The following is a 25,832-nucleotide window of genomic DNA, read 5'->3' as shown; positions in this document are numbered from 1 at the left end:
CTCGCGCGAGAGACGGTCGCTGCCAGTGGAAGTGAGCGTCGTCACGCTGTACGGCAGGAAAAACATCGGTGACCTAGGAGTTGGACGGAATAATTTCCCGCACAACCTCTTGATGGCGGAAACCGGGTATGCATACGGTGTCCATACGCGAGGTTCTCCCGTGGAGGATGGGACATGACGGAAATTCTTGTGCAGGCGGCTACGGAGGGACAGGTTCCTTCGTCGACCAGGGTGGTTGAGCACCCGGCCTGGCCCGTGCTCAAGGATGCCGTGGAGCGGATCCGGCCATGGCAGACGAAGGACGGATCGATCGACTTCGAGGCCGAGGGCGCCCCGGACAGGGCCGACGCCGAGGCCGCCGTGCGACGCGTCGTCGACGCGGTCGAGCTGCTCTCCTCGCTGCTCCCGCACGACGAGGCCTACCACCAGGCCCTGGTGAAGGACCTGAGCCGCTGGGCCGAGGGCGGCTTCCAGGTGCCGGACTTCCTGGACTCCCTGCTGGCCTTCCAGCCCGCCGCGCGGCGCACGGACGGTCTGCAGCACCTGGTCGTCTTCCCGATGTACACGCAGAACGGCAACCCGGACCGCAACCTGGAGGCGGTCGTGCTGCGCATGGTCTGGCCCGAGTGGCTGGCCGAGCTGGAGCGCACCCGGTACGACAACCCGCTGTTCTGCGGCATCACGTTCGAGGACTTCACCTCCGGTTACGACACCAACTCCGCCGTGCTGTTCCCGGAGACGATCGCCGTACGCCAAGCGCCGGAACGTTTCTCCTGGGGTGGCATCTTCTGTGACCGCGAGGCCGCCCGCTTCCGCCGGGTGACCGACGCCGCCGTCGACATCCTGGGCCTGCAGCTGCCCGAGGACATCGCTGCGATGGTCCACGACCAGAAGCGCTGTGAAGAGGCCTTCGTGCTGTGGGACATGGTCCACGACCGCACCCACAGCCATGGCGACCTGCCGTTCGACCCGTTCATGATCAAGCAGCGCCAGCCGTTCTGGATGTACGGACTGGAGGAGCTGCGCTGCGACCTCACCGCCTTCAAGGAGGCCGTGAAGCTGCAGGCCGACGGTGTCCCGCAGGCCCGTGACGTGCAGTACGCGGTGCTCTTCGACCGGATGTTCCGCTTCCCGGTCACCGGCGACCGCGTCCGCAACTACGACGGCCTCGGCGGCCAGCTGCTCTTCTCCTACCTGCACAAGCACGACGTGGTGCGCTGGACCGACAACAAGCTCGCCATCGACTGGGAGCGCGCCCCGCAGGTCACCAACCAGCTGTGCGCCGAGATCGAGAAGCTCTACAAGGACGGCATCGACCGCCCGAAGCTGGTGCACTGGTTCGCCGGCTACGAACTGGTCGCGACCTACCTCGCCCCGCACCCCGGCTCCACGTGGGCCAAGGGCCCGGACGCCCTCGACCTGACCCAGCCGCCGCGCAAGCTCGTGGACGACGTGCTTCCGGACGAGTTTCCGCTGAGCATGTTCTATGAGGCCCTGTCCAAGAAACTGAAGAACGTGATCGCCTCCACCAAGGGCATCACGGCGGACGGCGCCGAGCGGATCGCTGCGTGAGCGACCGTCTGAAGAACACTGTTCAAGAGGGGAAGAACATGGTGGGCAACGGGGCTCTCAGCGGTGCGGTGATCGCGGTGGCCGGCGCGGGCGGACCCGCCGGGCGGGCGACGCTGATGCGGCTTGCCGAGGCGGGCGCGACCGTCGTCGGGGCGGACAACGACCCGCAGCGGCTGTCGGAGGCGGTGGACGCGGCTCGCTACGCGTCCGGTGGCGCCAGCGTCACCGGTGACACGGTGGATCTGCTCGATCTGCAGTCCACCCGGGACTGGGCCACCCACATCGAGAAGGACTTCGGTCGCGTCGACGGTCTCGTCCACCTGGTCGGCGGCTGGCGCGGCAGCGAGACCTTCACGAAGACCAGCCTGGACGACTGGGACTTCCTGGAGCTGCTGCTGGTCAAGACCGTGCAGCACACCTCCCTCGCCTTCCATGAGGCGCTGCAGCGCAGCGAGCGCGGCCGGTACGTCCTGATCAGCGCCGCCGGCGCGAGCAATCCGACCGCGGGCAACGCCGCCTACTCGGCGGCGAAGGCGGCGGCCGAGGCGTGGACGCTCGCCCTGGCCGACTTCTTCCGCAAGGCGGGCGGGCCGGAAGGGCCCACGTCGGCAGCTGCCATCCTGGTGGTCAAGGCGCTGGTGCACGACGCGATGCGCGCCGAACGCCCCAACGCGAAGTTCGCGGGCTTCACGGACGTCAAGGACCTCGCCGAGGCCATCGAGGGTGTCTGGAGCAAGTCCGCCGCCGAAGTGAACGGAAACCGCCTGTGGCTGACCGAGAAGCCGTGAATCCTCCCAAGACCGACGCGCGTCGCCACCACGACCCGCAGGTCCGCGGTTTCGCAAGTGACAACTACGCCGGAGCCCACCCCGAGGTGCTGGCCGCCCTGGCCGTGGCCAACGGCGGCCACCAGGTGGCCTACGGCGAGGACGAGTACACGGAGAACCTCCAGAGGATCATCCGCGGCCATTTCGGGTCCACCGCGGAGGCCTTCCCGGTCTTCAACGGCACCGGCGCGAACGTCGTCGCGCTCCAGGCGGTCACCGACCGCTGGGGCGCGGTGATCTGCGCCGAGAGCGCGCACATCAACGTGGACGAGGGCGGCGCCCCCGAGCGCATGGGCGGCCTGAAGCTGCTCACCGTGCCCACGCCCGACGGCAAGCTCACGCCCGAGCTGATCGACCGGCAGGCCTGGGGCTTCGAGGACGAGCACCGCGCGATGCCGCAGGTCGTCTCGATCACCCAGAGCACGGAGCTGGGCACCCGCTACACGCCCGAGGAGATCCGCGCGATCTGCGAGCACGCCCATGCCCGAGGCATGAGGGTGCACCTGGACGGCTCGCGCATAGCCAACGCGGCCGCGTCCCTGAACGTGCCGATGCGGACGTTCACCAACGCGGTCGGTGTCGACATCCTCTCGCTGGGCGGGACGAAGAACGGCGCCGTCTTCGGCGAGGCCGTCGTCGTCATCAACCAGGACGCGGTGCGGCAGATGAAGCACCTGCGCAAGATGTCGATGCAGCTGGCCTCCAAGATGCGCTTCGTCTCGGTGCAGTTGGAGGCGCTCCTGTCGAAGGACCTGTGGCTGCGCAACGCCCGGCACGCCAACGAGATGGCCCAGCGGCTCGCCGAGGGCGTGCGCGCGGTGCACGGGGTGGAGATCCTCTATCCGGTGCAGGCCAACGGCGTCTTCGCGAAGCTCCCGCACGACGTGAGCGAGCGCCTGCAGAAGCGCTTCCGCTTCTACTTCTGGGACGAGGCGGCCGGAACGGTGCGCTGGATGTGCTCCTTCGACACCACGGAGGAGGACGTCGACACCTTCGTGGCCGCGCTCAAGGAGGAGATGGCGCGCTAGGCGCTCATTCTGCATAGGTATGCGATCGCCCGTAAAGTCATTGACTCGTGGGTGATCGCATTCCTATGCTCTGCGGGCATGGAGCTGATCCAGAAGACCGCCGACCTCTCCGCCTACCTGGCGGCGGACGAGGCCATCGACCATCACCACCCCGTGGTCCGGGAGCGAGCCGCGCGACTGGCCTCCGAGGCCGCCGACTCGTATGCCTATGCGCGGGCCGCCTTCGAATTCGTACGGGACACCGTCCCGCACTCCCAGGACTCCTGTGACCCGCGCGTCACCTGGCGCGCATCCGACGTGCTGGCCCAGGGCACCGGCATCTGCTACGCCAAGGCTCATGCGCTGGCCGCCCTGCTGCGCGCCGAGGACATCCCCACGGCCCTGTGCTACCAACGGCTGGCGCACGACGACGGCAGCGGCCACGTCCTGCACGGTCTGGTCGCCGTCCGCTTCCACGGCGCCTGGCACCGACAGGACCCGCGCGGCAACAAGCCCGGTGTGGACGCCCGGTTCTCCCTGGACGGCGAGCGACTCGCGTGGATCCCCGACCCCGCGGCCGGCGAGGAGGACTGTCCGGGTCTGTACGCCGCGCCGCACCCGGCCGTCCTCAAGGCCCTGAAGGCGGCCCCGGACCGGCCGTCCCTGTGGCAGGCGCTCCCCGACGCTCTCTGAGGCCGGGCGGGCCGTCCCCGCGTACGTGCCGCGCCACCCCGCCGCTCGCTGTCCCGATCGCACTCGCCAATCTCGGCCATGAGCAACGGGGGAGCGGAAGGCGACGACAGCGCCCGGACACGGAGGGCACCGGAACCCGCGCAGGACGGCGCGGGGGCGCATACCCCCGACGACCGGGGCCGGGAGCGGAGCCCTGCCGGCCGGGATGCCGTCGGCACCGGCGGGCAGTTCGCGCGACCGCGCAGGCACCGGGTGCTTGTCCCGGCCGTGGGGGCGGTCCTCGTCGCGGGTGGCGTGGCGGTGCCGCTCGCACTCGGTGCGCAGGGCTACGGGTGCAGTCAACTGCCCGCCGCCACACGCGCGTTGGTGAAGGGTCCGGCCGCGGCGACCCGCGCCCTCGACCCCCGGGACGACATGTCCCGTTACGACGCCGAGCGGGCCTGCCTCGCCCACTACCTGGAGCGGCTGACCCCGCAGGGCACGGACCAGGACCAGCACCCCGAGAAGGAACCCGGCGAGGACGGCCTGCCCCGCGCCCTCGGACCCGACAACGACCTGCGCGACATCGCGAGCCGCTTCGGCACCCTGATGTACGCCAGGGCCGACGGCGCCCGCCACGGCCGCATCGGCGACCTCCGCTCCTTCGACGAGTCCGCGCGCCGGCACACCCGGGGCGCCTACCGGGCCGCGGGGGGGGCAGGTGGCCGGCCGGCCATGGGCAGCATCGCCCGTCGGCCGGTGAGCGGGCCCGTGCGCGGGGATCTCATGGACGGGCGCGGACAGATGTTCCTGACGCCGGACGCCTGGGCCGAGGCCCGCACGGTGCCGGCCGCCCGGGCGGCGGCCATCCGCCAGGTCCTGGACGACGCCTACGTGAAGGGGTACCGCTACGGGTTCCTGTGAGGGCGCCGCGGCCGGGCTCGGCCCGTCAGCCGCAGGTTCGCGCACCCGCGCCGCCCGGCCTGGTCGGCGGCGAAGGCCCGCAGCAGCCTGCGCTTCTCCGCCGTACCGACGCCCGGGATCCGCTGCGATCCGCTGACCGCGAAGCTGGCCGCCTCGCCGTCGCAGCGGGCGGTGGCCGTCAGACCGCGACGCACCCCGCCGGACGAGACCGGACGGTTGCTCCAGCCGCCGTACCAGGCGGCGAAGTTCAGGTACGTCGAGGACGGCGCGGCGCCCCCGACCAGGTCGCAACGCCCGGCGGGAGCCGTGTCGTTCATCAGCGGCTCGACCCGCCGGTCGGCGGCCCGAGGAAGCCGCGCCCGAGCCACCCAGCCGCAGGCGGTGCCGCCCGCCTCGGTGACCGGGACTGTGCGCTGCCCCTTGCCGGGATCGGCCGGCGCGATATCGCCCTGCAGCACGCCCGGCGGCTTCGCGCCGCACCCCAGGTGCCGGGCGGCGGAGTTGGCGAAGGGGACGACCGTCTCGTACACGGCGTGGCTCGTACGGGCGGTGTAGCCGACGTGGGCGCTGAGCAGCATGCTGCGCGGCAGGGTGTTCAGCGGCGAGAAGTCCTCGTCGTCGAAGGCGTCGAGAAACACGCTGTCCTGGTCGTCCCGTCCGGTGTAGGCGGTTATCCGCAGCACCAGCGCCGCATCGTCGAGCCCCCGTACCGCGGTCGGCACACGAGAGCCGACCGGCTCTCCCCTCACGGTCGCGAACCTGTCGGCCGGGCTGCCGCCCGAGGGGGGCCGGGTGCCGGTGCCTCGCGGTCCGGTGCGCCTGGGGTCAGTGGGCCTCGGCGGCGCGCAGCTGCTCGGCCGTCGGCGCCGTACCCCCCAGGTGGGCGGGCAGCCACCAGGAGTCCTCGGCGCCCTTGGGGCGGCCCGGGTAGGCGCGCTGCGCCGCGTCCAGCACGTCCTGGACGGCCTCGCGCAGCCGGCGGGTGATCGCGCCCGCGTACTGGTCGCGAGGTGCCTCGACCGCCTCGCCGACGCGGATGGTGACGGGCAGGTGGCTGCGCTTGAAGTTGCGGGGCTGGCCCTTCGTCCACAGCCGCTGGGTGCCCCAGACGGCCATCGGGATCAGCGGGACACCGGCGTCCTGGGCGAGGCGGGCCGCACCGGACTTGAAGCTCTTCAGCGTGAACGACTGCGAGATGGTGGCCTCCGGGAAGACCCCGATCACCTCGCCGGAGCGCAGCGAGTCCAGCGCGTGCGAGTAGGCCGCCTCGCCCTGTTTGCGGTCCACCGGGATGTGCTTCATACCGCGCATCAGCGGACCGGAGATCCTGTGCCGGAAGACGGACTCCTTCGCCATGAAGCGCACCAGGCGATTCTGCGGCAGGGCCGCCAGGCCGTTGAAGATGAAGTCCAGATAGCTGATGTGATTGCTCACCAGCACGGCGCCGCCCGAGCGCGGGATGTTCTCCGACCCCTGGCAGTCGATCTTCAGGTCCCAGACCTTGAACAACGTCTTGGCGCAACCGATGACGGGACGGTAGACCAGCTCTGCCATGGGCGGGACAGACCCTTTCTGCTCTGCTCGGGAAAGGGGGCTCCCGGCGGGAAAGTTACGCAGCCGTAGGTTTACGGCGTCTCGCAGATCGTGCCCGAAGAACGGACGGGTAGCCAGTCCTGGTGCCCCGTGGCGGCGAGATCCTCGTCACGTCGGCGCCCTTGCCCGCGCGACACCGAAGACGCCTTTACAAGGCACCTTTGCCTACGATCCGAGACGTCCCTGCGGGGACCGCCGCGAAGGCGGGAATCTTCGCGGCCCGGCCGTTGCTGTCGCAGGGTGACGGACAGGGCGGAGCGGGAGGGTGCGCGTGCGCGGGCGGGACGAGGGCAGGCGGCTGGAAGCGGCCGAGCTGGGTGGCGAACTCGGGGAGCGGGCCACGCTGGTCCAGTTCTCCAGCGCCTTCTGCGCGCCCTGCAGGGCCACCCGGCGCGTGCTCGGCGAGGTCGCCGGCCTGGTCCCGGGGGTGATCCACGTCGAGATCGACGCCGAGTCCCACCTGGACCTCGTACGCGACCTGGAGATCCTGAAGACGCCCACCGTGCTGGTGCTCGATGCCGCGGGGCGGGTGGTGCGGCGGGCCACCGGACAGCCCCGCAAGGCCGATGTCGTCGCGGCGCTCGGGGAGGCCGTGTGAGGGGGTTTCGGAGGACCGTGGGACATCTCCCAGTTCGCGGACCGTACTTGACTGCGCGCGCCACCTATCGTCAGCCTGACCGTATGCCGACCGAACTCCTTCTCCACGGGCGGGTCCACGTCGACCTCGCCCGCACCGCGAGCGCCACCTGTCCGGACCGTTGAGCACCGAAGGCCCGGCTCGTGACCTCCAGCAGAAGGACAACTCCATGACGGCCTCGCCCGACCTCGGCACCGTTCGGCTCGCCTCTCCCGACCTGTTGCGCTCCGCCTTCCGGCGCCATGCCGCCGGTGTGGCGGTGATCACCGCCCGCGGTGACTCCGGCCCGGTCGGCTTCACCGCCACCTCCCTCACCTCCGTCTCCGCCGACCCCCCGCTCCTCTCCTTCGGGATCGGCACAGGCGCCTCCAGCTGGCCCGCGATAGCCGAGCGGGACCACCTGGGCGTCCACATCCTGGGTGAGCACCAGAGCGAGCTGGCCGCCACCTTCGCCCGCAGCGGCGCCGACCGCTTCGGCGCCCCGACCGTCTGGCGCGAGGGCCCCGAGGGCGTACCGGTGCTCGACGGCGTGCTCGCCTGGCTGGTCTGCCGGATCGTCGGCCGCGTCCCGGCCGGTGATCACCGGATCGTGCTCGCCGAGGTCGTCCTCGGCGATCCCTCCGGCTCCGGCCGCCCGCTGCTGTATCACCAGGGATGCTTCAACGGCCTGCGGGACTGATCGCACGCGGTCTGCGGCGGGCCCGTCGAGTTCCGGTTACGCTGCGTTGCGAAGGTCACAGTTCAAAGCGCTTGCTTAGCGGTCGTGAACTGGGTGTACTGACGAGTAATATTTCGGTCGGAGCGCGCGGACGCCCCGACCGGGATCGGCCGCTTGAGGCGCCTATGCTGCCTGCAAGAGGCAGCCCGGAAATGTCGATGCAGTAGGAGAGCCGGCGTGAGCTTGAGGATCGTTGTCACTGTGAAGTACGTGCCCGACGCCACTGGCGACCGGCACTTCGCCGATGACCTGACCGTCGACCGCGACGACGTGGACGGTCTGCTCTCCGAGCTGGACGAGTACGCGGTCGAGCAGGCACTGCAGATCAAGGAGGCGGCGGACGACGACGCGGAGATCACCGTCCTGACCGTCGGCCCCGAGGACGCCAAGGACGCGCTTCGCAAGGCCCTGTCCATGGGTGCCGACAAGGCCATCCACGTCGAGGACGACGACCTGCACGGCACCGACGCCATCGGCTCCTCCCTGGTGCTGGCCAAGGCGATCGAGAAGGCCGGCTTCGACCTGGTCGTCTCCGGCATGGCGTCCACGGACGGCACCATGGGTGTCGTGCCCGCGCTGGTCGCCGAGCGTCTCGGTGTCCCGCAGGTCACCCTGCTGTCCGAGGTCTCCGTCGAGGGCGGCGTGGTCAAGGGCCGTCGTGACGGCGACGCGGCCTCCGAGCAGCTCGAGGCCTCGCTCCCGGCGGTCGTCTCCGTCACCGACCAGTCGGGCGAGGCGCGCTACCCGTCCTTCAAGGGCATCATGGCGGCGAAGAAGAAGCCGGTGGAGTCCTGGGACCTGGAGGACCTGGAGATCGAGGCCGAGGAAGTCGGTCTCGAGGGCGCGTTCACCAAGGTCGAGGCCGCGAACGAGCGTCCGGCCCGCACGGCCGGCACCATCGTCAAGGACGAGGGCGAGGGCGGCAAGCAGCTCGCTGAGTTCCTCGCGAGCCAGAAGTTCATCTAAGGCTCGCCCCCGCTGACCGCCCCTCAACTTCCTTACGCAGGAGAGCATTCCCATGGCTGAAGTCCTCGTCTACGTCGACCACGTGGACGGTGCCGTCCGCAAGCCCACCCTGGAGCTGCTGACCCTGGCCCGCCGCCTCGGCGAGCCCGTCGCCGTCGCGCTCGGCAACGGCGCCGCCGACACCGCCGCCACGCTCGCCGAGCACGGCGCGGTGAAGGTCCTCACCCACGACGCCGCCGAGTACGCCGACTACCTGGTCGTGCCGAAGGTGGAGGCCCTGCAGGCCGCCCACGAGGCCGTCTCCCCGGCCGCCGTGCTGGTCCCGTCCTCCGCCGAGGGCAAGGAGATCGCCGCCCGCCTGGCGCTGCGCATCGGCTCCGGCATCATCACCGACGCCATCGACCTCGAGGCCGGCGAGGAGGGCCCGGTGGCCACCCAGTCGGTGTTCGCCGCGTCCTTCACCACCAAGTCCCGGGTCGTCAAGGGCACCCCGGTCATCACGGTCAAGCCGAACTCGGCCGCCGTGGAGGCCGCCCCGGCCGCAGGTAGTGTCGAGGCGCTCGCCGTGACCTTCTCGGACAAGGCGACCGGCACCAAGGTCACCGCCCGCACCCCGCGCGAGTCCACGGGCCGTCCGGAGCTGACCGAGGCCGCGATCGTGGTCTCCGGTGGCCGTGGTGTCAACGGCGCCGAGAACTTCGCGATCATCGAGGCGCTCGCCGACTCCCTCGGTGCGGCCGTCGGCGCCTCGCGCGCCGCCGTCGACGCTGGCTGGTACCCGCACACCAACCAGGTCGGCCAGACCGGCAAGAGCGTGTCCCCGCAGCTGTACGTCGCCAACGGCATCTCCGGCGCGATCCAGCACCGCGCCGGTATGCAGACCTCGAAGACGATCGTGGCTGTCAACAAGGACGCCGAGGCCCCGATCTTCGAGCTGGTCGACTACGGCGTCGTCGGCGACCTCTTCGACGTCGTCCCGCAGCTGACCGAGGAGATCAAGTCCCGCAAGGGCTGAGATCCGCCTGGCTCCACGAGGCCCCCGTGACCGTGCAGACGGTCACGGGGGCCTCGCCTCATCCCAGCGTCAGGGACGCCCGCACCGGCAGGTGGTCGCTGGGGAACCGGCCGTCGAGCGAGAAGGTGTCGATCGAGGCCCGGTGCGCCGTGACGCCCGGGGTGGCGAGGATCCAGTCGATGCGGTCGCCGTCCGGCGTCAGCGGCTTGTAGCCGTGGAAGGTGCCGTACAGGGCGCTGCGCTCGGCCGCCGTGTCCCACGTGTCGACCAGGCCGGCGCCCAGCATCGTGTCGTGGACCGGGTTCTTGCCGGCGGCGACGTTGAAGTCGCCGGTGACGACGAGCGGGAGCGTGCGGTCCAGCCCGGCGACGCGCCGGGCGATCAGGGCGGCGGCACGCGCGCGTGCCTTCCTGCTGTGGTTGTCGAGGTGGGTGTTCAGGAAGTAGAACTCCCGGTCGCCGTCGAGCAGATCCCGGAACCGGACCCAGGTCACCATCCGGATGGAGCCGCCGCCCCAGGTGTTGGACCCGATCACCTCCGGTGTGTCGGAGAGCCAGAAATGGTCGTACTCCTGCGGGGCGAGCCGGCGGGTGTCGAAGAAGATCGCCATGAACTCGTCACGGCTGCCGCCGGCGCGTCCCGTGCCGATCCAGTCGTAGCGGGACCCGAGGTCGGTCTCGATGTCGCGCAGCTGCTGGTAGAGGCCCTCCTGGCTGCCGATGAGGTGGAGGGGCTCGCTGCGCAGCAGGGCGCGCATCGCCGGTCTGCGGGCGGCCCAGCTGTTGGGCTCGGCGGTGCTCGCGTAGCGCAGGTTGAACGACATGACGCGCAGGCAGTCGCCGTGCCGTTCGCCGGCCGAGGCGGGTTCCGCGCACAGTGCTGTACTGGACAGGGACATGGGGATCGTGGCCGCCAACGCGGTCCTCAGGCCCATACGGCGCGTGAGGCGGCTGAGGTTCGGCACGGGCGCTCCTTCTGCGGCGGCTGCGGGCGGGTCGGTGCGGATGCGCTGTGACGGTAGGGCAGTGCGGCCCCGCACGGTGCCGGATGGATGCGAACACGCCGGGATGGTCGGGTGGAGCGAACGGAATGCGGTGTTGACCAGCGGGAAGGTTGGCGGATAACTTCGCTATACGGATTGTTGATTCCGTAGTGCGGAAAAATTGGAGGGTGTGGGATGGGTCAGCAGGACAAGGTGGCGACGAGCCTCGCGGGCGCCGTCAGCGAGGAGATCAGCGCCTCCCTCGCACCGGTCGACGCGGAGCTGGAGCGCCGCTACCCCGGGGACCCCGGCACCCGGCAGCCCGTCCACACGGTCTACGTCCCCGGTGACGCCTTCGCCGCCGACACCGTCCGCTCCTGGGGAGACCAGGCCCTCGCCGCCCTCGACGAGCACGCCCCCGACGCCGCCTCCTTCGCGGCGGTCCTCGGCCTGTCCGACGAACTGGCCGAGCCGGTCCACTCCCGCGTCCGCGCCAAGCTGGAGCGCGAGCCGATCGAAGACCTCCGCGTCGACTTCGAGGACGGCTACGGCCCCCGCCCCGACGCCGAGGAGGACGAGGCCGCGGCCCGTGCCGCCCGGCTGATCGCGCAGGCGTACAAGGACGGCACGGCGGCGCCGTACATGGGCATCCGCATGAAGTGCATGGAGGCGCCGGTACGCGACCGGGGCATCCGCACCCTCGACGTCTTCCTCACCGGCCTGATCCAGTCGGGCGGCCTGCCCGAGGGCCTCGTCCTGACCCTGCCCAAGGTGACCTACGCCGAGCAGGTCACCGCCTTCGTACGCCTCCTGGAGGCCTTCGAGAAGGTGCACGGCCTGGACGCCGGCCGGCTCGGCTTCGAGATCCAGATCGAGACCAGCCAGTCCATCCTCGCCACCGACGGCACCGCCACCGTCGCCCGGATGATCCAGGCCGCCGAGGGCCGCGCCACCGGGCTGCACTACGGCACCTTCGACTACAGCGCCTGCCTCGGCGTCTCAGCGGCCTACCAGGCCAGCGACCACCCGGCCGCCGACCACGCCAAGGCGGTCATGCAGGTCGCGGCGGCGGGCACCGGAGTCCGGGTCTCCGACGGCTCCACGAACGTGCTGCCCGTCGGTCCCACGGAGAAGGTCCACGACGCCTGGCGCCTGCACTACGGCCTGACGCGGCGGGCCCTCGCCCGCGCCTACTACCAGGGCTGGGACATGCACCCCGGCCACATCCCGACCCGCTACGCCGCGGTCTTCGCCTTCTACCGCGAGGGCTTCGAGCAGGCGGCGGCGCGCCTCGCCCGCTACGCCAACCGCGCGGGCGGCGACGTCATGGACGAGCCCGCCACTGCCAAGGCCCTCGGCGGCTATCTGCTGCGCGGCCTGGACTGTGGCGCCCTCGACATCGCCGAGGTCGCCCGGCTCACCGGCCTGACCCGCGCCGACCTGGAGGGCTTCGCGGCGCCCCGGCGCGGTGACCTGACGGCCTTCGCGAAGTAGCGGTCAGGTCACGGCTGACGCCTCGGGTCCGAGGCGTCACCGCCGCCCCGTACGCTGGACGCCACGCATCACAGGCGGACGCGGCGAAGGACGACACAGGAACGGGGCGGCGGTGTCTCCGGGGGAGCAAGGACCGCAGGAGTACGGCAACACCGACGGGATCGGCCGGCTGCTCGCCGGGCGCTACCGCGTCACCGCACGGCTCGGGCGCGGCGGCATGGGAGTGGTCTGGCGGGCGGTGGACGAGATCCTCGGCCGCGAGGTCGCCGTCAAGGAACTGCGGACCTACACCGACGCGGCCGGCCCGGAACTGTCCGAGCTGCGGCTGCGCATGCGGCGCGAGGCCCGCGCCGCCGCCCGGGTGCGCCACCCCGGTGTCGTCGCCGTGCACGACGTCGCCGACGTCGACGGGCGCCCGCTGATCGTCATGGAGCTGATCGACGGGCCCTCCCTCGACGGCATCCTGCGCGAACGCGGCACCCTCGACCCGTACGAGGCGGCGCGCATCGGCGCGGCGGTGGGCGACGCGCTGACCGCCGCCCACCACGCCGGAGTCCTGCACCGGGACGTGAAACCCGGCAACATCCTTCTCGAGCGCTCCGGCCGCGTCGTCCTGACCGACTTCGGCATCGCCGCCATGGACGACCCCGGCGACGGCTCTGCCACCCGCCTCACCCGCAGCGGCGAACTCGTCGGCTCCCTGGACTACCTGGCCCCCGAGCGCGCCCAGGGCGCCGAGCCCGGCCCGCCGGCCGACGTGTGGGCCCTCGGCGCCACGCTGTACGCGGCCGTCGAGGGCGCCTCGCCGTTCCGTCGTACGTCCACCTACTCGACGCTCACCGCCATCGTCTCCGAGCCCCTCCCCGAGCCCCGCCGCGCGGGCCCGCTGGCACCGGTCCTGCGGCGCCTGATGGACAAGCGCCCGGACTCCCGCCCCGACGCCGAGGAGGCCCGCGAGGCGCTGCACGACGTGGCGCGGACGAGGCCCCCGGACACCCCGACCACCACCCTGCGCCCGACACCGCCCCCACCGCCGCAACGCGACACGCCGCCCACCTCGACGGGGTTCGGCCCGCCGCGGTGGGAGCCGGGGAGCCCGGCCGGTCCGGCACTCCCAACAGGCCCGGCTGGTCCGGCAGTTCCCGCGGGTCCGGCCCCCGCCCTCGTGTCCGGCGCCCCCACCGGGCCCCTGAGCACCGCCCCGGGTGCGCCCCGCCGCACGGGCCGCCGGTCGCTGCTCGCCGCCGCTGCCGTCGCCGTCGTGCTCGCCGTGGCCGGGGTCACCGCGGCCCTGGTGCGCGACCAGGGAGCACCGCGGACGGACTCCGCGTCGGCCGCCTCCCACCCCCGCGGCGCGGCCGTGCAACGGTCCGGCACCGCACGGCCCCCGCAGCCCGGACACCCGAGCCGGGACGGTGGGAAGAACGCCGAGCCCACGGGGAAGCCCAGCGGCGCCGGCGAGGCCGAGCCGTCCGCGCGCGCCTCCGCCTCCCCTTCCGCCCCCGCCTCCGCGTCGGCCGAACCCACCCGCGGCCCGACCCGGGGCAGCGGTACGGGACACACCTCCGGCCCGGCGGCGGCCTGCCGGTCCGACGGCGGCGGCAGGTACGACTGCCAGGTCTGGCGCACCACCACGTCCTACACGGCCGCCGGCGCCGAAGCCGGCACCCTGAACGCCGGCACCGACTACTTCTACTGCCAGGCCGATCTGGGACGCCGGGAGACCTACGGCCGCTGGACGAACGTCTGGTGGGCGAAGACCGACGACGACAGCGGCAACACGGGTGTCTACGTCAGCGACGTCTACCTCACGGGCGGGAACGACGACGCCCCGGTCCCCGGGCTTCCGGTCTGCTGACCACCGGCACGGCGGTGCGGGTGCGCGCAGGAGGCGATCCCGAACTCCGCGACCCTGTACCGCTGTTGGCCGGGGCGCTCAGTCCGCCGGGGGCAGTTCGCCGGAGCCGCGGGTGATCAGCCGGGTGGGCAGCTCGACGCGCTCCGGGGCCACGAGCCCGCCGTCCAGCTGACGGAAGAGGCGCTCGGCGGCGGTACGGCCGAGGGCGGCCGCGTCCTGGGCGACGACGGTGACGCCCGGCTGGAGGAGGTCGGCCAGCTCGAAGTCGTCGAAGCCGACGAAGGCGACCGGGCGGGTCCGCTCGGCCAGGACCCGGATCACGGTGACCGTCACCCGGTTGTTGCCCGCGAAGATCGCCGTGACGGGCGCGGGCCCGGAGAGCATCTCCTCGGCCGCCCGGCGCACCCGCTCCGGATTCGTCGCCCCGAGGGACATCCACTCGTCCTCGACCGGTATCCCGGCGTCCTCCATGGCTGCCCGGTAGCCGCGCAGCCGCTCGGCGGCGGTGTGGATGCGGGGCATGTCGCCGATGAACCCGATCCGGCGGTGGCCGTGCGCGATCAGGTGGGCGACGCCGTCCCGGGCGCCGCCGTAGTTGTCGGAGAGGACCACGTCGGCGTCGATCCGCCCGGCCGGCCGGTCCACGAACACGGTCGCCACGCCCGCCCTGATCTCCGGCTCCAGATAGCGGTGGTCGTCACCGGCCGGAATCACCACCAGACCGTCCACCCGGCGTGCGCACAGCGCCAGCGCGAGCTCCTGCTCGCGCTCCGGGTCCTCGGCGCTGGACCCGTTGATCAGCAGGGCGCCATGGGCTCGGGCCACTTCCTCGACGGCACGGCTCAGCGGTCCGTAGAAGGGGTCGGCGAGATCCTCCAGGACCAGGCCGATGCTCGCCGTACGGCCCTTGCGCAGCACCCGGGCGCTGTCGTTGCGGCGGAAGCCCAGCGCTTCGATCGCCTCCTGCACCCGGCGCTCGGTGTCCGGGGTGACGCCCGGCTCGCCGTTGACCACCCGGGAGACCGTCTTCAGACCGACACCGGCCCGTGCCGCCACGTCCTTCATCGTCGGGCGGTTGCCGTAGCGGTTCCCGGGAAGGCTGTCTGCGCGGCGGGTGGTGTCGGGCACGATGCGGCGTCCTGTCCTGTCGTCCGTATGGTCCGCGGTATCGGCACGTTCGTGCTGATGTGTCGGTGCGCACGAGACGGTGCGTCCGGGGTGGTGCGTCGATCCGCGGATTGTATGAGGATGTGGCGTCGAGCATAGAGCCTGGACAACGTTGTCAGATGCGCGAGACACTGTCCACCGCTTTCTCGGCCGGGCTGCGCCCCCACCGCCTGACCGGCTTGCCTCTCTTTGGTTCTCAAGCTTCAACGGGGAGATCTGACTCTGATGCACACCGACCTCGTGGCGGCCCTGGACATCGGCGGCACCAAGATCGCCGGCGCACTGGTGGACGACGACGGACGGATCCTGACGCGGTCCCAGCGCGCCACACCCGCCCAGCAGGACGGCGAAACGGTCATGCAGGCCGTCGAGGACGTGCTCGGCGACCTCGCCGGGTCACCGCTGTGGGGCCGTGCCGGCGCCATCGGCATAGGGAGCGCCGGCCCGGTGGACGCCTCGGCGGGCACCGTCAGTCCGGTGAACGTGCCGGGCTGGCGCGACTTCCCGCTGGTCGATCGGGTGCGTGCGGCCACCGGCGGTCTCCCGGTCGAGCTGATCGGCGACGGCGTGGCGATCACGGCCGCCGAGCACTGGCAGGGCGCCGCCCGCGGCCACGACAACGCGCTGTGCATGGTGGTGTCGACCGGCGTGGGCGGCGGTCTGGTCCTCGACGGCCGGCTGCACCCCGGTCCGACCGGCAACGCCGGGCACATCGGGCACATCAGCGTCGACCTCGACGGCGACCCGTGCCCGTGCGGCTCGCGCGGCTGCGTGGAGCGGATCGCGAGCGGGCCCAACATCGCCCGGCGCGCCGTGGAGCAGGGCTGGCTGCCCGGACCCGACGGCGACACCTCTGCGGCGGCGGTGGCCGCCGCCGCCCGCGCGGGCGACCCGGTCGCCGTGGCCTCCTTCGAGCGGGCGGCCCGGGCGCTGGCGGCCGGCATCGCGGCCACGGCGACCCTGGTCGAGATCGACATCGCGGTGATCGGCGGGGGCGTCGGCAACGCGGGCGAGATCCTCTTCACGCCCCTGCGCAAGGCGCTCACCGACTACGCCACCCTGTCCTTCGTCCAGCGCCTGACGGTCGTCCCCGCCCAGATGGGCACCGACGCCGGACTGGTCGGCGCGGCGGCCGCCGCACTGGCTCGGCGCCCGGACGCGACGGCGGGGGTCTGACCGCGGCGGCCGGACGCGGCAGCGGGCGTCCGGGCGGCGCCTCGACGGCCGAGGCGACCGCGGTTCCCGAAGGGGCGCGGGCCTGAGCCGGTGTGCGGCTGCGCCGCGTGGATGCGACCGGCTCCCACGCACCCGCACCCGCGGTCGCGTACGGGCTTGTTCGCCCCGGCGGGCACGCCGCCGTCAGCAGCTCACGCGTGCGTCCGCCCAGTCCGCGTGGTCGGAGTCGTTGCCGTCTGCGGCGTCGGTGACGACGAGGCGGACCACCTGGGCGCCGGTGACGTCGGCGGTGAGGGGCTGGGCGGGCATCGCGTTGGTCAGGACGCCGGTCGAGGCGACCTTGGTGCCGTCCGCCCAGATCTCGAAGGCGACGGTGCCCTTCGTGCCCTTCTCGTCGTCGACGCCGACGTCCGCGGTGACCGTCCGGCAGGCCTTGCCGGTGTAGAAGGAGACATCGCTCGGCGCGTGTACGCCGAGGCCCTTGGCGTACACCGTGCCGCCGACGGTGATCGGGTGACCGTCGCCCGCGGCGCTCTCCCCGTTGCTGGTGTCGCGTTCCACGGGCCCCCAACCGCTGGTCGCCGACACCCAGTTCAGGTCGCTGAGGTACGACGTCCCGGAGGGCGGCCGCACCACGACGACCGCGGTCAGCGGGAGGATGCTGGTGACGCGCTGCCCGGCCGGTGAGCGGTACCGCGCCCGCAGGGTGAGGCCGTAGGAGCCGGTGGATGCCCCGGCCGGCGCGGTGACGCGCCAGGCGGTGCGCAGGGTCCTGCCGGTGGCGAGGGCGGAGGCGGTGGTCGCCGAGGCGGGCCGTACGGTCCAGCCGTCGGGGCCGGTCAGGGACACGGACACCCCGCGCGCCGCGGTGCGGCCGAGGTCGGTGACGGTACTGGTCAGCGTGGCCGGGGTCGCGGCCTCCAGCAACGGACTGCCGTCCAGGCCGAGTTCGGCGGCGGGCGGGTTGGCCGCCCAGCGGGGGTCGGCCGAGACCCGCAGCAGGACCGTGCCGTGCGCGGGGACGGTGGCCGCGATGGTGCCGGCGGTGTTGTAGCTGCTGTGCGCCCACAGGTCGCGCTGGGTGTAGGCGGGGGCGTCGGGCAGGCCGACGGCGGCCGCGGTGGTCGCGATCCGCTGCGCGGTGCCGGACTCGTTGAACAGCGCGACCGCCCGGCTGCCGTCCTTCATCTCCTTGGCGATCACCCAGCGTCCGTCCGCGGAGGAGACGACCGTGCCCTGCTTGCCCAGCGGGTCCTGGTCGACGGCGACGACCTCCTTGTTGTCCAGGATGTCGAAGGTCGCCTGGGAGGCCTTGCGCAGGTCGGTGCCGATGAGCAGCGGCGCGGCCATGACCGACCAGAGGGAGAAGTGCGAGCGGTACTCGGTGTCCGTCATGCCGCCGTTGCCGACCTCCAGCATGTCCGGGTCGTTCCAGTGGCCGGGGCCGGCGTACGGCGCGAGCGGGAGGTTCTGCTTGAGGATCGACACCATCGAGCCCCAGTCGTCGCTGATGTCACCGGTGGTGCGCCACAGATGGCCGACGTCCGACGCCCACTGCCAGGGCTTGTTCTCGCCCCATTCGCAGATGCTGTAGACGATGGGCCGCCCGGTCGCCTTGAGCGCGTCGCGCATGGTCGTGTAGCGCTGCCTGGCGTCGGCGCCCTGGTTGTTGCAGTTGTCGTACTTCAGGTAGTCGACGCCCCAGTCGGCGAACTGCGCGGCGTCGCTGTACTCGTGGCCCAGGGCGCCCGGGAAGCCCGCGCTGTTGCAGGTCTTGGTGCCGGCGCTCGTGTAGATGCCGAGTTTGAGTCCCTTGGAGTGGACGTAGTCGGCGACGGCCTTGATGCCGCCCGGGAAGCGGGCCGGGTCGGGCACCAGCTTGCCGTCGGCGTCGCGCTGCGGCAGCGCCCAGCAGTCGTCCAGGTTGACGTACTGGTAGCCGGCGTCCTTCAGGCCCTTGGCCACGAAGAGGTCGGCGATGCCCTTGACCATGCTCTCGTCGAAGTCGGCGCGGCAGTGTGTGGAGTTCCAGTTGTTGAAGCCCATCGGCGGGGTGAGGGCGAGGCCGTCGCCCAGGGCGGGGGCGTCGGCGGTGGGGGTCTGGGCGAAGGCCGCCGGTGCGGGGGCGGCGAGGGCCGCCGCGCACAGCAGCCCCGCGGTGAGCGCTCCGACCACTCTTCGACGGGGTGTGCGGGTGTGAGGGTGACGCATCGTGGACGTTCCTCCGACTCGCGAACGGTGGATGACGACATGGCGCCGCCTGGGCGTCATCTGTACGTCGGCTGTGCGCGTTTACGGTAGGACGTGTCGGACTGTGTTGGAAGAGGTGTGTCCCGACTGTTCGAAACCCCGTCAGAAGCCCTGCCCTCGGGGCGGTTTCGCCCCGGGGGTGTGATCGAGCGTTCGGATGTGTTGGCTTACGGGGCGTGCGTCTCGTCGTCGACACGGCCCCAGCCGGGCAGGGGCGGCTGGGGCCAGGCGGGCGGTCGGGGCAGGTGGTCCGCCGGGCGGTCGCCGGTCAGCGCGCCGGCCGGGATCCGTCCGCCGAGCCAGCCGAGCAGCAGGTGGCCGGGCCCGGCGACCGAGGCGCCCTCGGCCGCCGGCGACCAGCGCCGGCCCAGATCCACGGCCTCCACCGAGGCGAGCGGAAAGCCCTGGGCGTGCAGCGTGGCGAGGGTGTCGTCCAGCGCCCACGAGACGTATGCGTCCGGCCACTGGTCGGTGCCGTGGCCGAGCCCCAGGTCCAGGTGATGGGTCTCCAGCTCCCGCAGGCAGCGCAGCAGCAGATAGCGGGCCGGGTGGAGCCAGCCGGCCAGCGCCGGGACCAGGCGGTCCCAGGCGGGTGCGGGTGTCGCGTGCGCCTGCGCCGTGAACAGGCCGAGGCTCTCCCGAAGCCGGGCCGCGAGCCGGTCCGCGGACAGGGCGGCGTCCCGCTCGACGGCCGCGGACAGCGTCGCCGCGTCCGCGCGCGGGCCCGGTTCCCGACCGGTGTGCGCGAGCCGCAGCAGCCAGACGTACGCGTCCACGCTGCGGGCGACATGGGCGAGCACATGGCCGCGTGTCCACCCGGGCAGCTGCGAGGGGGCGCGCAGCGCGTCGTCGGACAGACCGGCCGCGGTCCGCAGCAGCCGGTCGCCCGAGCATGCGACGTCCTCGACGCGGTCGTCCGTGGTGCCGAAGACCGAGAACCCGCTCACCGGAACTCCCGCACGACCTCGATGCGGCCGACGATATGGGCGTTGAACTCGTCCAACTCCTCGGCCGGCACCCACAGTTCGAGGATCGTCTCGCCGCCCGCCCGCCGTACCGGGTAGCGGGCGAGGAACTCGGTGTCGACCTCGAAGCGGGTCACGAATCCGGCGCCGTCGTGCCGGACGTTCCAGTCCCGGGCGATCCGGATCGCGTAGTCCTCGTTGAGGACCGGGTAGAAGATCGGCTGCTCCGGGAGCCGGGGCGGCCAGGCTCGCCGGTCGAGCGCCCGGACCAGCTCCAGCTCTGCGGGGCCGGTGGGGCGCCAGAGGGTCGTGGTCAGGGGCGGGCTGGTCATGGCGGCGCATTTCTGGTCGGGCCCGCCGCGGGAGCGGGCGGGGCGGGATGCCGGACGATACCGGCGCCGCACGGGCGCGTGCCAGCGGATTCCGGGCCCGGTCGACACTCCCCGGCGGCTGGGATTCCGCCGTGCGCCCCGTCCGCCCGCAGCCGGAGTCGTCCGCTTGCGGGTATCCGCGTGACCCCTGGCCCGATCCGCAGTTGGTCAGCCCATGAAGAAGCGCAGCATGCTCGCCATCGCCACCCTGGCCACCGGATTCGTCGTGGCCGCCGTCACCCCCTCCCACGCGGTGGACAAGGGCCCCACCGGGACGAGCCTCGACGAACTCAACGTCACGGACACGCTGGGCTCGGCCGGCGGCACCCCGGTCACCCTGGACAGTTTCGGCATCGACGACACCGGCAACAGGGAGAAGTAGATCCGACGGTTTGGGGTGCAGGCGCCGGTGTCCCGCCGCAAGGGGCACCGGCCCCGGCGTTCCGGCGCCCTCACCGGGGCGGGGTTTCCGTGGCAGGGTGGAACGGGCAAGCCTCAGGGGGCCAACAGAAGAGGGGGAGTCCGTGACCGTCGTCTGGATCAACGGCGCGTTCGGTGCGGGGAAGACCACCACTGCACGGGAACTGATCGAACTGATCCCGAACAGCACGCTCTTCGACCCCGAGGTCATCGGCGGAGGGCTCACGCAGCTGCTGCCGGCCAAGCGCCTCGCCGAGGTCGGCGACTTCCAGGACCTGCCGATCTGGCGGCGGCTCGTGGTCGACACGGCGGCCGCGCTGCTCGCCGAGCTGGGCGGGACCCTCGTGGTGCCCATGACGCTGCTCCGCCAGGAGTACCGCGACGAGATCTTCGGCGGCCTCGCCGCCCGCAGGATTTCCGTGCACCATCTGCTGCTCGCTCCGGCTGAAACGATCCTGCGTGAGCGGATAGCCGGGCGGGAGATCCCGCCGGACCTGCCCGACGGCGAGATACGGCTGCGGCAGTGGGCCTACGACCACATCGAGCCCTACCGCGCCGCCCTCGCCTCCTGGCTCACCGCCGATGCCCACCTCGTGGACACCAGCGCCCACACGCCGTACGCCACCGCCGTCCGCATCGCCGACGCCGTCGGCAGCGGTGCTGTACCGCCCTGCGACATCGTGCAGACCCCGGAGCCGACCGCCGAGACCCTCGCCGCCGGGGTGCTGCTCTTCGACGAGCAGGACAGAGTGCTGCTCGTGGACCCCACCTACAAGCCCGGCTGGGAGTTCCCCGGCGGTGTGGTGGAGCGCGGCGAGGCGCCGGCCCGCGCCGGGATGCGCGAGGTCGCCGAGGAGACCGGGATACGGCTGCGCGAGGTGCCCCGCCTGCTCGTCGTCGACTGGGAACGCCCGGTGCCCCCCGGCTTCGGCGGGCTGCGTCTGCTGTTCGACGGCGGCCGGCTGGAGCCCGGCGAGGCCTCCGGGGTGCTGCTGCCCGGCCCGGAGCTGCGCGACTGGCGCTTCGCCACCGAGCAGGAGGCCGCCGGGATGCTGCCACCGGTCCGCTACGAGCGGCTGCGCTGGGCACTGCGGGCCCGAGAGCGGGGAACGGCCCTGTATCTGGAGGCCGGAGTACCGGTGGGCTGAGCCGCCGCTCACCGCGGCCGGCGACGGACGAAGGGCCGTACCTCGTGATCAGCGGCCGGCGGCCACCTTGCGCAGAGCCGAGGCCGCGCCCCCGACGACCGCGTCTCCGTGTCCGAAACACATGACGTCCGCGTCCAGCTCGGCCAATCGGCCGAGGGAGTCGAGGAGCTGGGGGAGGTCGAGGTTGCCGACGCCCGGGATCACCGTGCCGTCGACGGGGGAGGCCGCCACCGTGTCCCCGGTGAACAGCACGCCCTCGGCGGGCAGGAACAGGGCGATGCTGCCGTCCGTGTGGCCGGGTACGTGCAGGACCTGAGCACCGCCGCCGAAGTCCAGCACATCCCCGTCGGACACCGTGGTGACCGAGGCCGGCGGCACCGGTGTGCCCTTGGGCAGCCGCTTGACGGCCTCCGCGTGGAACGGCAGCTCCCAGTCCTCGAACCGCGCGGGCGGGCCGGGGAGTTCACCCCGGACGATCGGTGCTTCGAGGGTGTGTGCCAGCACTTCGGCACCGCTCAGCGCGGCGAACTCGCCCGCGCCGCCCACGTGGTCCTCGTGGAAGTGGGTCAACACGATCCGCCGTACGTCCGCCGGCGCGTGCCCCAGCGCCGTGATCGCGTCGGCGATCACCGGGCCGGCACCGATCGTGCCCGCGTCGATCAGTGTCAAGGCGTCGTCGTCGCGCCAGAGATAGGCCTGGCCGACGACGAAGCGCAGGAGGTGCAGGCGGGGAAGCAGCTCGATGACGTCCATGCGCCGACCGTAGGCGGCGCCCTGTCCGCGGACGAGGGCGCTCTGCCCACGGCAGAAGGGTTCAGCCCGCCGCGAAGTTGCGCAGGAACAGCGCCTCGGCGACCGAGAGGCGCTCCAGTTCCTCGGGGGACACGCTCTCGTCGAGCGCGTGGATCTGGGCCTCCGGCTCGCTCAGGCCGATGAGCAGGATCTCCGCCTGCGGGTACAGGCCGGCGAGGGTGTTGCACAGCGGGATGGAGCCGCCCTGGCCCGCGTACTGCATGGTCTCGCCGGGGTAGGCGACCGCCATCGCGTCGGCCATCGCCTGATAGGCCGGGCTGGAGGGGTCGGCACGGAAGGGCTGGCCCTGACCGATCTGCTCGGCCGTGACCCGGGCGCCCCAGGGCGCGTGCGCCTCGATGTGCGCCTGGAGCAGCTTGGTCGCCTCCGCAGCGTCCACGCCCGGCGGGACCCGCAGGCTGACCAGGGCGCGCGCACCGGCCTGCACGGACGGGGTGGCGCCGACGACCGGCGGGCAGTCGATGCCGAGCACGGTGACCGCCGGACGGGCCCAGATGCGGTCGGCGACCGAGCCGGCACCGATCAGCCCGACCCCGTCGAGCACCTTGGCGTCGGCGCGGAACTGCTCCTCGGCGTACTCCAGGCCCTCCCACCGCGCGGCGGCGTCCAGACCGTCGACCGTGGTCGAGCCGTCCTCGGCGCGCAGCGAGTCCAGCACCCGGATCAGCGCGGCCAGCGCGTCCGGGGCGGCGCCGCCGAACTGGCCGGAGTGCAGATTGCCCGCGAGGGTGTCCACCGTCACGCGGACCAGGGTCATGCCGCGCAGCGTGGTCGTCACCGTCGGCAGGCCGACGCGGAAGTTGCCCGCGTCGCCGATCACGATGGCGTCCGCCGCCAGCAGTTCCGGGTGCTCCTCGGCGTAGCGCTCCAGGCCGCCCGTGCCCTGCTCCTCCGAGCCCTCGACGATCACCTTGACGGTGACCGGGACGCCGCCGTTCGCCTTCAGGGCGCGCAGCGCGAGCAGGTGCATGAGGACGCCGCCCTTGCAGTCGGCGCTCCCGCGGCCGTACCAGCGGCCGTCGCGCTCGGTCAGCTCGAACGGCGGGCTGGTCCAGCCGGCCTCGTCGAGCGGCGGCTGCACGTCGTAGTGCGCGTAGAGGAGAACCGTCTTCGCGCCCTGCGGGCCCGGCAGGCAGCCGTAGACGGACTGCGTGCCGTCCGGCGTGTCCAGCAGGGCCACGTCGACGAACCCCTCGGCGCGCAGGGCGTCGGCGATCCAGTTCGCGGCGCCCTCGCTCTCGCTCTTCGGGAACTGCGCGAAGTCCGCCACCGAGGCGAAGGCGACCAGTTCGGCCAGCTCCGCCTTGGCTCGTGGCAGCAGCGAGGCGACGGTCTCGGCGACCGGATTCGACGACATGGGCACGCTCCTCGTGGGTGCGACGTTGTACGGGGTGATACCCCCGATACTCCCACAGTGGCCTGCGACGACGGCCGCCGTAGGATGCGAGGGACAGTACGGCAGCGGCTGGATCGGAGCAGTAGACCATCGTGAGCGGCGAGAACTCTTCGGCGGATGACGTGCAGCGGGTGTGGGACGTCGTCGTGGTGGGCGCGGGACCTGCGGGGGCCTCGGCCGCCTACGCGGCGGCGGTCGCGGGACGGCGCGTGCTCGTGCTGGAGAAGGCCGAGTTGCCCCGCTACAAAACCTGCGGCGGCGGCATCATCGGCCCCTCGCGCGACGCGCTGCCGCCCGGCTTCGAGCTGCCCTTGCGCGACCGGGTGCACGCGGTCACCTTCTCGAACAACGGCCGCTTCACGCGCACCCGGCGCTCCAAGCAGATGCTGTTCGGGCTGATCAACCGACCCGAGTTCGACCAGCAGCTGGTCGAGCACGCCCAGAAGGCGGGCGCCGAGCTGCGCACGGGCGTCACGGTGCAGCGGGTCGAGCAGCACGGCTCGGCGGTCCCCGACCGGCGCACGGTGGCCGTCGTCCTCCAGGGCGGTGAGACGGTGCTCGCCCATGCGGTCGTCGGTGCCGACGGCAGCGCCAGCCGCATAGGAGCCCATGTCGGTGTGAAGGTGGACCAGGTGGACCTCGGCCTGGAGGCGGAGATCCCGGTCCCCGAGCCGGTCGCCGAGGACTGGAAGGGGCGGGTCCTGATCGACTGGGGCCCGATGCCGGGCAGTTACGGCTGGGTTTTCCCGAAGGGCGACACGCTGACGGTCGGTGTGATCTCCGCGCGCGGCGAAGGCGCCGCCACCAAGCGGTACTTGGAGGACTTCATCGCCCGCCTCGGCCTGTCCGGCTTCGAACCGGCCGTCTCCTCCGGGCATCTGACCCGCTGCCGCGCCGACGACTCGCCCCTGTCCCGGGGCCGGGTGCTGGTCTGCGGTGACGCGGCCGGACTGCTGGAGCCCTGGACCCGCGAGGGCATCTCCTTCGCGCTGCGCTCCGGCCGGCTCGCGGGGGAGTGGGCGGTGCGCATCGCCGAGGCGCACGACGCGGTCGACACCCGCCGCCAGGCCCTGAACTACGCGTTCGCTGTCAAGGCCGGGCTCGGCGTCGAGATGAGCGTCGGCAAGCGCCTGCTGACCGCGTTCGAGAAGCGCCCCGGTCTCTTCCACGCGGCCCTCACCGGCTTCCGCCCGGCATGGAAGGCGTTCCGGGACATCACCCGGGGCGCCACCTCGCTGGGCGAGCTGGTCCGCTCCCGCCCGCTCGCGCAGCGCGCCCTGGCGGCGCTGGACCGGGGGCAGGCCGCCCCGGCGGAGGAACCCGCCGAACCCGTCAGTTCGTGACCGTGATGTGGAAGACCGGGTGGTCGGGGGCGATGCGGCGCAGGTCCTGGTCCGGGGACTCGGGCCCGACGCCGTCGAAGAAGACTCCGACCTCCGCCTTCCAGCGCTTGAGGTAGGCCCGCAGCAGCGGCACCTTGTCGTCGTCGGCGACCTCGGTGGCGGTGAAGACGTCCACGTTCTTGCCGAGCCGCAGCTCGCCGCCGCCGACCGCCCGCATGTTGCGGGTCCACTGGACATGGCCGCGCGGGGCGATCAGGTACTGCTGTCCGTCCAGCGTCAGCGGGTTCACCGGGGTGGTGCGCCACTCTCCGCTCTTGCGTCCGCGCACCGCGAGGACCCGTGAACCCCAGACGCTGATCCCGAGCGCGGTGAGTCCCGCGACCGCCCGGTTGAGGAGGTTGACGGTGAGCCAGCCCGGCTTCTTGACGTGTGTCGACATGGTGACCCCCACGGTCTGGGAGAGCGGTGCTCTCGATGGGCTCCAGTGTGGGGCAGTCGGGCGCTCTAAATCAAGAGCG

The 25,832-nt window shown here is 72.4% G+C and carries 26 protein-coding genes; 16 read left to right on the top strand and 10 right to left on the bottom strand.

Annotation, left to right across the window (positions count from 1 at the left end):
• Positions 1-174: 174 nt before the first annotated feature.
• The 5 genes from AQI95_RS14435 to AQI95_RS14415 all read left to right on the top strand — a co-directional run bounded on the left by AQI95_RS14435 (position 175) and on the right by AQI95_RS14415 (position 5,002).
• On the top strand, positions 175-1,572 hold the full coding sequence (locus AQI95_RS14435; RefSeq protein ID WP_067122437.1) for a DUF6421 family protein: 1,398 nt from the start codon (positions 175-177) through the stop codon (positions 1,570-1,572).
• 38 nt (positions 1,573-1,610) lie between these two features.
• Complete coding sequence (locus AQI95_RS14430; RefSeq protein WP_079071250.1) at positions 1,611-2,360, top strand: SDR family NAD(P)-dependent oxidoreductase; 750 nt, start codon at positions 1,611-1,613, stop codon at positions 2,358-2,360.
• Positions 2,357-3,427 carry a threonine aldolase family protein gene (locus AQI95_RS14425; protein WP_067122430.1) on the top strand — a complete coding sequence of 357 codons (1,071 nt, stop codon included), beginning with the start codon at positions 2,357-2,359 and terminating at the stop codon, positions 3,425-3,427. Before AQI95_RS14430 ends, AQI95_RS14425 begins: the two co-directional genes overlap by 4 nt.
• A 78-nt stretch (positions 3,428-3,505) precedes the next feature.
• Positions 3,506-4,099 carry a transglutaminase domain-containing protein gene (locus tag AQI95_RS14420; protein ID WP_067122426.1) on the top strand — a complete coding sequence of 198 codons (594 nt, stop codon included), beginning with the start codon at positions 3,506-3,508 and terminating at the stop codon, positions 4,097-4,099.
• A gap of 78 nt (positions 4,100-4,177) precedes the next feature.
• Positions 4,178-5,002: a hypothetical protein gene (locus tag AQI95_RS14415; protein ID WP_159056521.1), complete on the top strand. Its 825-nt coding sequence runs from the start codon at positions 4,178-4,180 to the stop codon at positions 5,000-5,002.
• Here the strand turns inward: AQI95_RS14415 and AQI95_RS14410 are convergent.
• Together AQI95_RS14410 and AQI95_RS14405 are read right to left on the bottom strand one after the other, a co-directional pair.
• Positions 4,987-5,751 (bottom strand): hypothetical protein, encoded by a 765-nt coding sequence (locus AQI95_RS14410; RefSeq protein ID WP_159056520.1) that lies wholly within the window; start codon positions 5,749-5,751, stop codon positions 4,987-4,989. The two genes, AQI95_RS14415 and AQI95_RS14410, sit on opposite strands and share 16 nt — an antisense overlap.
• Positions 5,752-5,827: 76 nt before the next feature.
• Entirely contained in the window at positions 5,828-6,556 is a 729-nt protein-coding gene (locus AQI95_RS14405) for a lysophospholipid acyltransferase family protein (RefSeq protein ID WP_067122417.1), read from the bottom strand.
• A 304-nt stretch (positions 6,557-6,860) separates the two neighbouring features.
• Here AQI95_RS14405 and AQI95_RS14400 point away from each other — a divergent pair, with 304 nt between their 5' ends.
• From AQI95_RS14400 to AQI95_RS14385, 5 genes are all read left to right on the top strand, one after another.
• On the top strand, positions 6,861-7,193 hold the full coding sequence (locus AQI95_RS14400) for a TlpA family protein disulfide reductase (RefSeq protein WP_208614171.1): 333 nt from the start codon (positions 6,861-6,863) through the stop codon (positions 7,191-7,193).
• An 83-nt stretch (positions 7,194-7,276) separates the two neighbouring features.
• Positions 7,277-7,357: a putative leader peptide gene (locus AQI95_RS50355; RefSeq protein WP_362615633.1), complete on the top strand. Its 81-nt coding sequence runs from the start codon at positions 7,277-7,279 to the stop codon at positions 7,355-7,357.
• A gap of 44 nt (positions 7,358-7,401) precedes the next feature.
• The gene (locus AQI95_RS14395; protein ID WP_067122413.1) at positions 7,402-7,911 is read left to right on the top strand and encodes a flavin reductase family protein; all 510 of its coding nucleotides are present in this window, start codon (positions 7,402-7,404) and stop codon (positions 7,909-7,911) included.
• A gap of 216 nt (positions 7,912-8,127) precedes the next feature.
• Positions 8,128-8,916, top strand: a complete 789-nt coding sequence (locus AQI95_RS14390; protein ID WP_067122410.1) for an electron transfer flavoprotein subunit beta/FixA family protein — start codon at positions 8,128-8,130, stop codon at positions 8,914-8,916.
• A gap of 52 nt (positions 8,917-8,968) precedes the next feature.
• Positions 8,969-9,931, top strand: coding sequence for an electron transfer flavoprotein subunit alpha/FixB family protein (locus tag AQI95_RS14385; protein WP_067122408.1), 963 nt, complete (start codon positions 8,969-8,971; stop codon positions 9,929-9,931).
• A 58-nt stretch (positions 9,932-9,989) separates the two neighbouring features.
• Here the strand turns inward: AQI95_RS14385 and AQI95_RS14380 are convergent, their stop codons facing one another.
• A complete protein-coding gene (locus AQI95_RS14380; RefSeq protein ID WP_067122405.1) occupies positions 9,990-10,895 on the bottom strand; it encodes an endonuclease/exonuclease/phosphatase family protein in 906 nt (301 codons plus the stop codon).
• A gap of 213 nt (positions 10,896-11,108) precedes the next feature.
• Between AQI95_RS14380 and AQI95_RS14375 the strand changes: the two genes are divergently transcribed.
• Both AQI95_RS14375 and AQI95_RS14370 read left to right on the top strand, forming a co-directional pair.
• The gene (locus tag AQI95_RS14375; protein WP_067122402.1) at positions 11,109-12,407 is read left to right on the top strand and encodes a DUF6986 family protein; all 1,299 of its coding nucleotides are present in this window, start codon (positions 11,109-11,111) and stop codon (positions 12,405-12,407) included.
• 112 nt (positions 12,408-12,519) lie between these two features.
• On the top strand, positions 12,520-14,265 hold the full coding sequence (locus AQI95_RS14370; protein WP_067122399.1) for a serine/threonine-protein kinase: 1,746 nt from the start codon (positions 12,520-12,522) through the stop codon (positions 14,263-14,265).
• Between the two features lie 78 nt (positions 14,266-14,343).
• Here AQI95_RS14370 and AQI95_RS14365 read toward each other — a convergent pair whose 3' ends face one another.
• On the bottom strand, positions 14,344-15,393 hold the full coding sequence (locus AQI95_RS14365) for a LacI family DNA-binding transcriptional regulator (protein ID WP_067122396.1): 1,050 nt from the start codon (positions 15,391-15,393) through the stop codon (positions 14,344-14,346).
• A gap of 264 nt (positions 15,394-15,657) precedes the next feature.
• On the opposite strand from AQI95_RS14365, the gene AQI95_RS14360 reads away from it, so the two are divergent.
• Positions 15,658-16,608 (top strand): ROK family protein, encoded by a 951-nt coding sequence (locus tag AQI95_RS14360; RefSeq protein ID WP_067122393.1) that lies wholly within the window; start codon positions 15,658-15,660, stop codon positions 16,606-16,608.
• Positions 16,609-16,791: 183 nt separating this feature from the next.
• Here AQI95_RS14360 and AQI95_RS14355 read toward each other — a convergent pair whose 3' ends face one another.
• The 3 genes from AQI95_RS14355 to AQI95_RS46485 form a co-directional block, all read right to left on the bottom strand.
• On the bottom strand, positions 16,792-18,819 hold the full coding sequence (locus tag AQI95_RS14355) for an NPCBM/NEW2 domain-containing protein (protein WP_208614170.1): 2,028 nt from the start codon (positions 18,817-18,819) through the stop codon (positions 16,792-16,794).
• A gap of 206 nt (positions 18,820-19,025) precedes the next feature.
• The gene (locus AQI95_RS14350; RefSeq protein WP_067122387.1) at positions 19,026-19,805 is read right to left on the bottom strand and encodes a maleylpyruvate isomerase family mycothiol-dependent enzyme; all 780 of its coding nucleotides are present in this window, start codon (positions 19,803-19,805) and stop codon (positions 19,026-19,028) included.
• Positions 19,802-20,155: an ADP-ribosylation/crystallin J1 gene (locus AQI95_RS46485; protein ID WP_067122383.1), complete on the bottom strand. Its 354-nt coding sequence runs from the start codon at positions 20,153-20,155 to the stop codon at positions 19,802-19,804. Before AQI95_RS46485 ends, AQI95_RS14350 begins: the two co-directional genes overlap by 4 nt.
• Before the next feature lie 214 nt (positions 20,156-20,369).
• On the opposite strand from AQI95_RS46485, the gene AQI95_RS14340 reads away from it, so the two are divergent.
• On the top strand, positions 20,370-20,576 hold the full coding sequence (locus AQI95_RS14340) for a hypothetical protein (RefSeq protein ID WP_208614169.1): 207 nt from the start codon (positions 20,370-20,372) through the stop codon (positions 20,574-20,576).
• Positions 20,577-20,718: 142 nt separating this feature from the next.
• Complete coding sequence (locus tag AQI95_RS14335) at positions 20,719-21,762, top strand: NUDIX hydrolase (RefSeq protein ID WP_067122376.1); 1,044 nt, start codon at positions 20,719-20,721, stop codon at positions 21,760-21,762.
• 48 nt (positions 21,763-21,810) lie between these two features.
• On the opposite strand, the gene AQI95_RS14330 is transcribed toward AQI95_RS14335, so the two are convergent.
• Both AQI95_RS14330 and AQI95_RS14325 read right to left on the bottom strand, forming a co-directional pair.
• Complete coding sequence (locus tag AQI95_RS14330) at positions 21,811-22,515, bottom strand: MBL fold metallo-hydrolase (RefSeq protein ID WP_067122373.1); 705 nt, start codon at positions 22,513-22,515, stop codon at positions 21,811-21,813.
• Between the two features lie 61 nt (positions 22,516-22,576).
• Complete coding sequence (locus tag AQI95_RS14325; RefSeq protein ID WP_067122370.1) at positions 22,577-23,932, bottom strand: dipeptidase; 1,356 nt, start codon at positions 23,930-23,932, stop codon at positions 22,577-22,579.
• Positions 23,933-24,063: 131 nt separating this feature from the next.
• On the opposite strand from AQI95_RS14325, the gene AQI95_RS14320 reads away from it, so the two are divergent.
• A complete protein-coding gene (locus AQI95_RS14320; RefSeq protein WP_067122368.1) occupies positions 24,064-25,314 on the top strand; it encodes a geranylgeranyl reductase family protein in 1,251 nt (416 codons plus the stop codon).
• On the opposite strand, the gene AQI95_RS14315 is transcribed toward AQI95_RS14320, so the two are convergent.
• The gene (locus AQI95_RS14315; RefSeq protein WP_067123118.1) at positions 25,304-25,753 is read right to left on the bottom strand and encodes a nitroreductase family deazaflavin-dependent oxidoreductase; all 450 of its coding nucleotides are present in this window, start codon (positions 25,751-25,753) and stop codon (positions 25,304-25,306) included. The two genes, AQI95_RS14320 and AQI95_RS14315, sit on opposite strands and share 11 nt — an antisense overlap.
• Between the last annotated feature and the right edge of the window lie 79 nt (positions 25,754-25,832).

Origin of the sequence: Streptomyces yokosukanensis, from assembly GCF_001514035.1 — a bacterium.
Classification (GTDB): domain Bacteria; phylum Actinomycetota; class Actinomycetes; order Streptomycetales; family Streptomycetaceae; genus Streptomyces; species Streptomyces yokosukanensis.
Note: the sequence above shows the minus strand (reverse complement) of the source record. Positions and strands in the feature narration are given on the sequence as shown.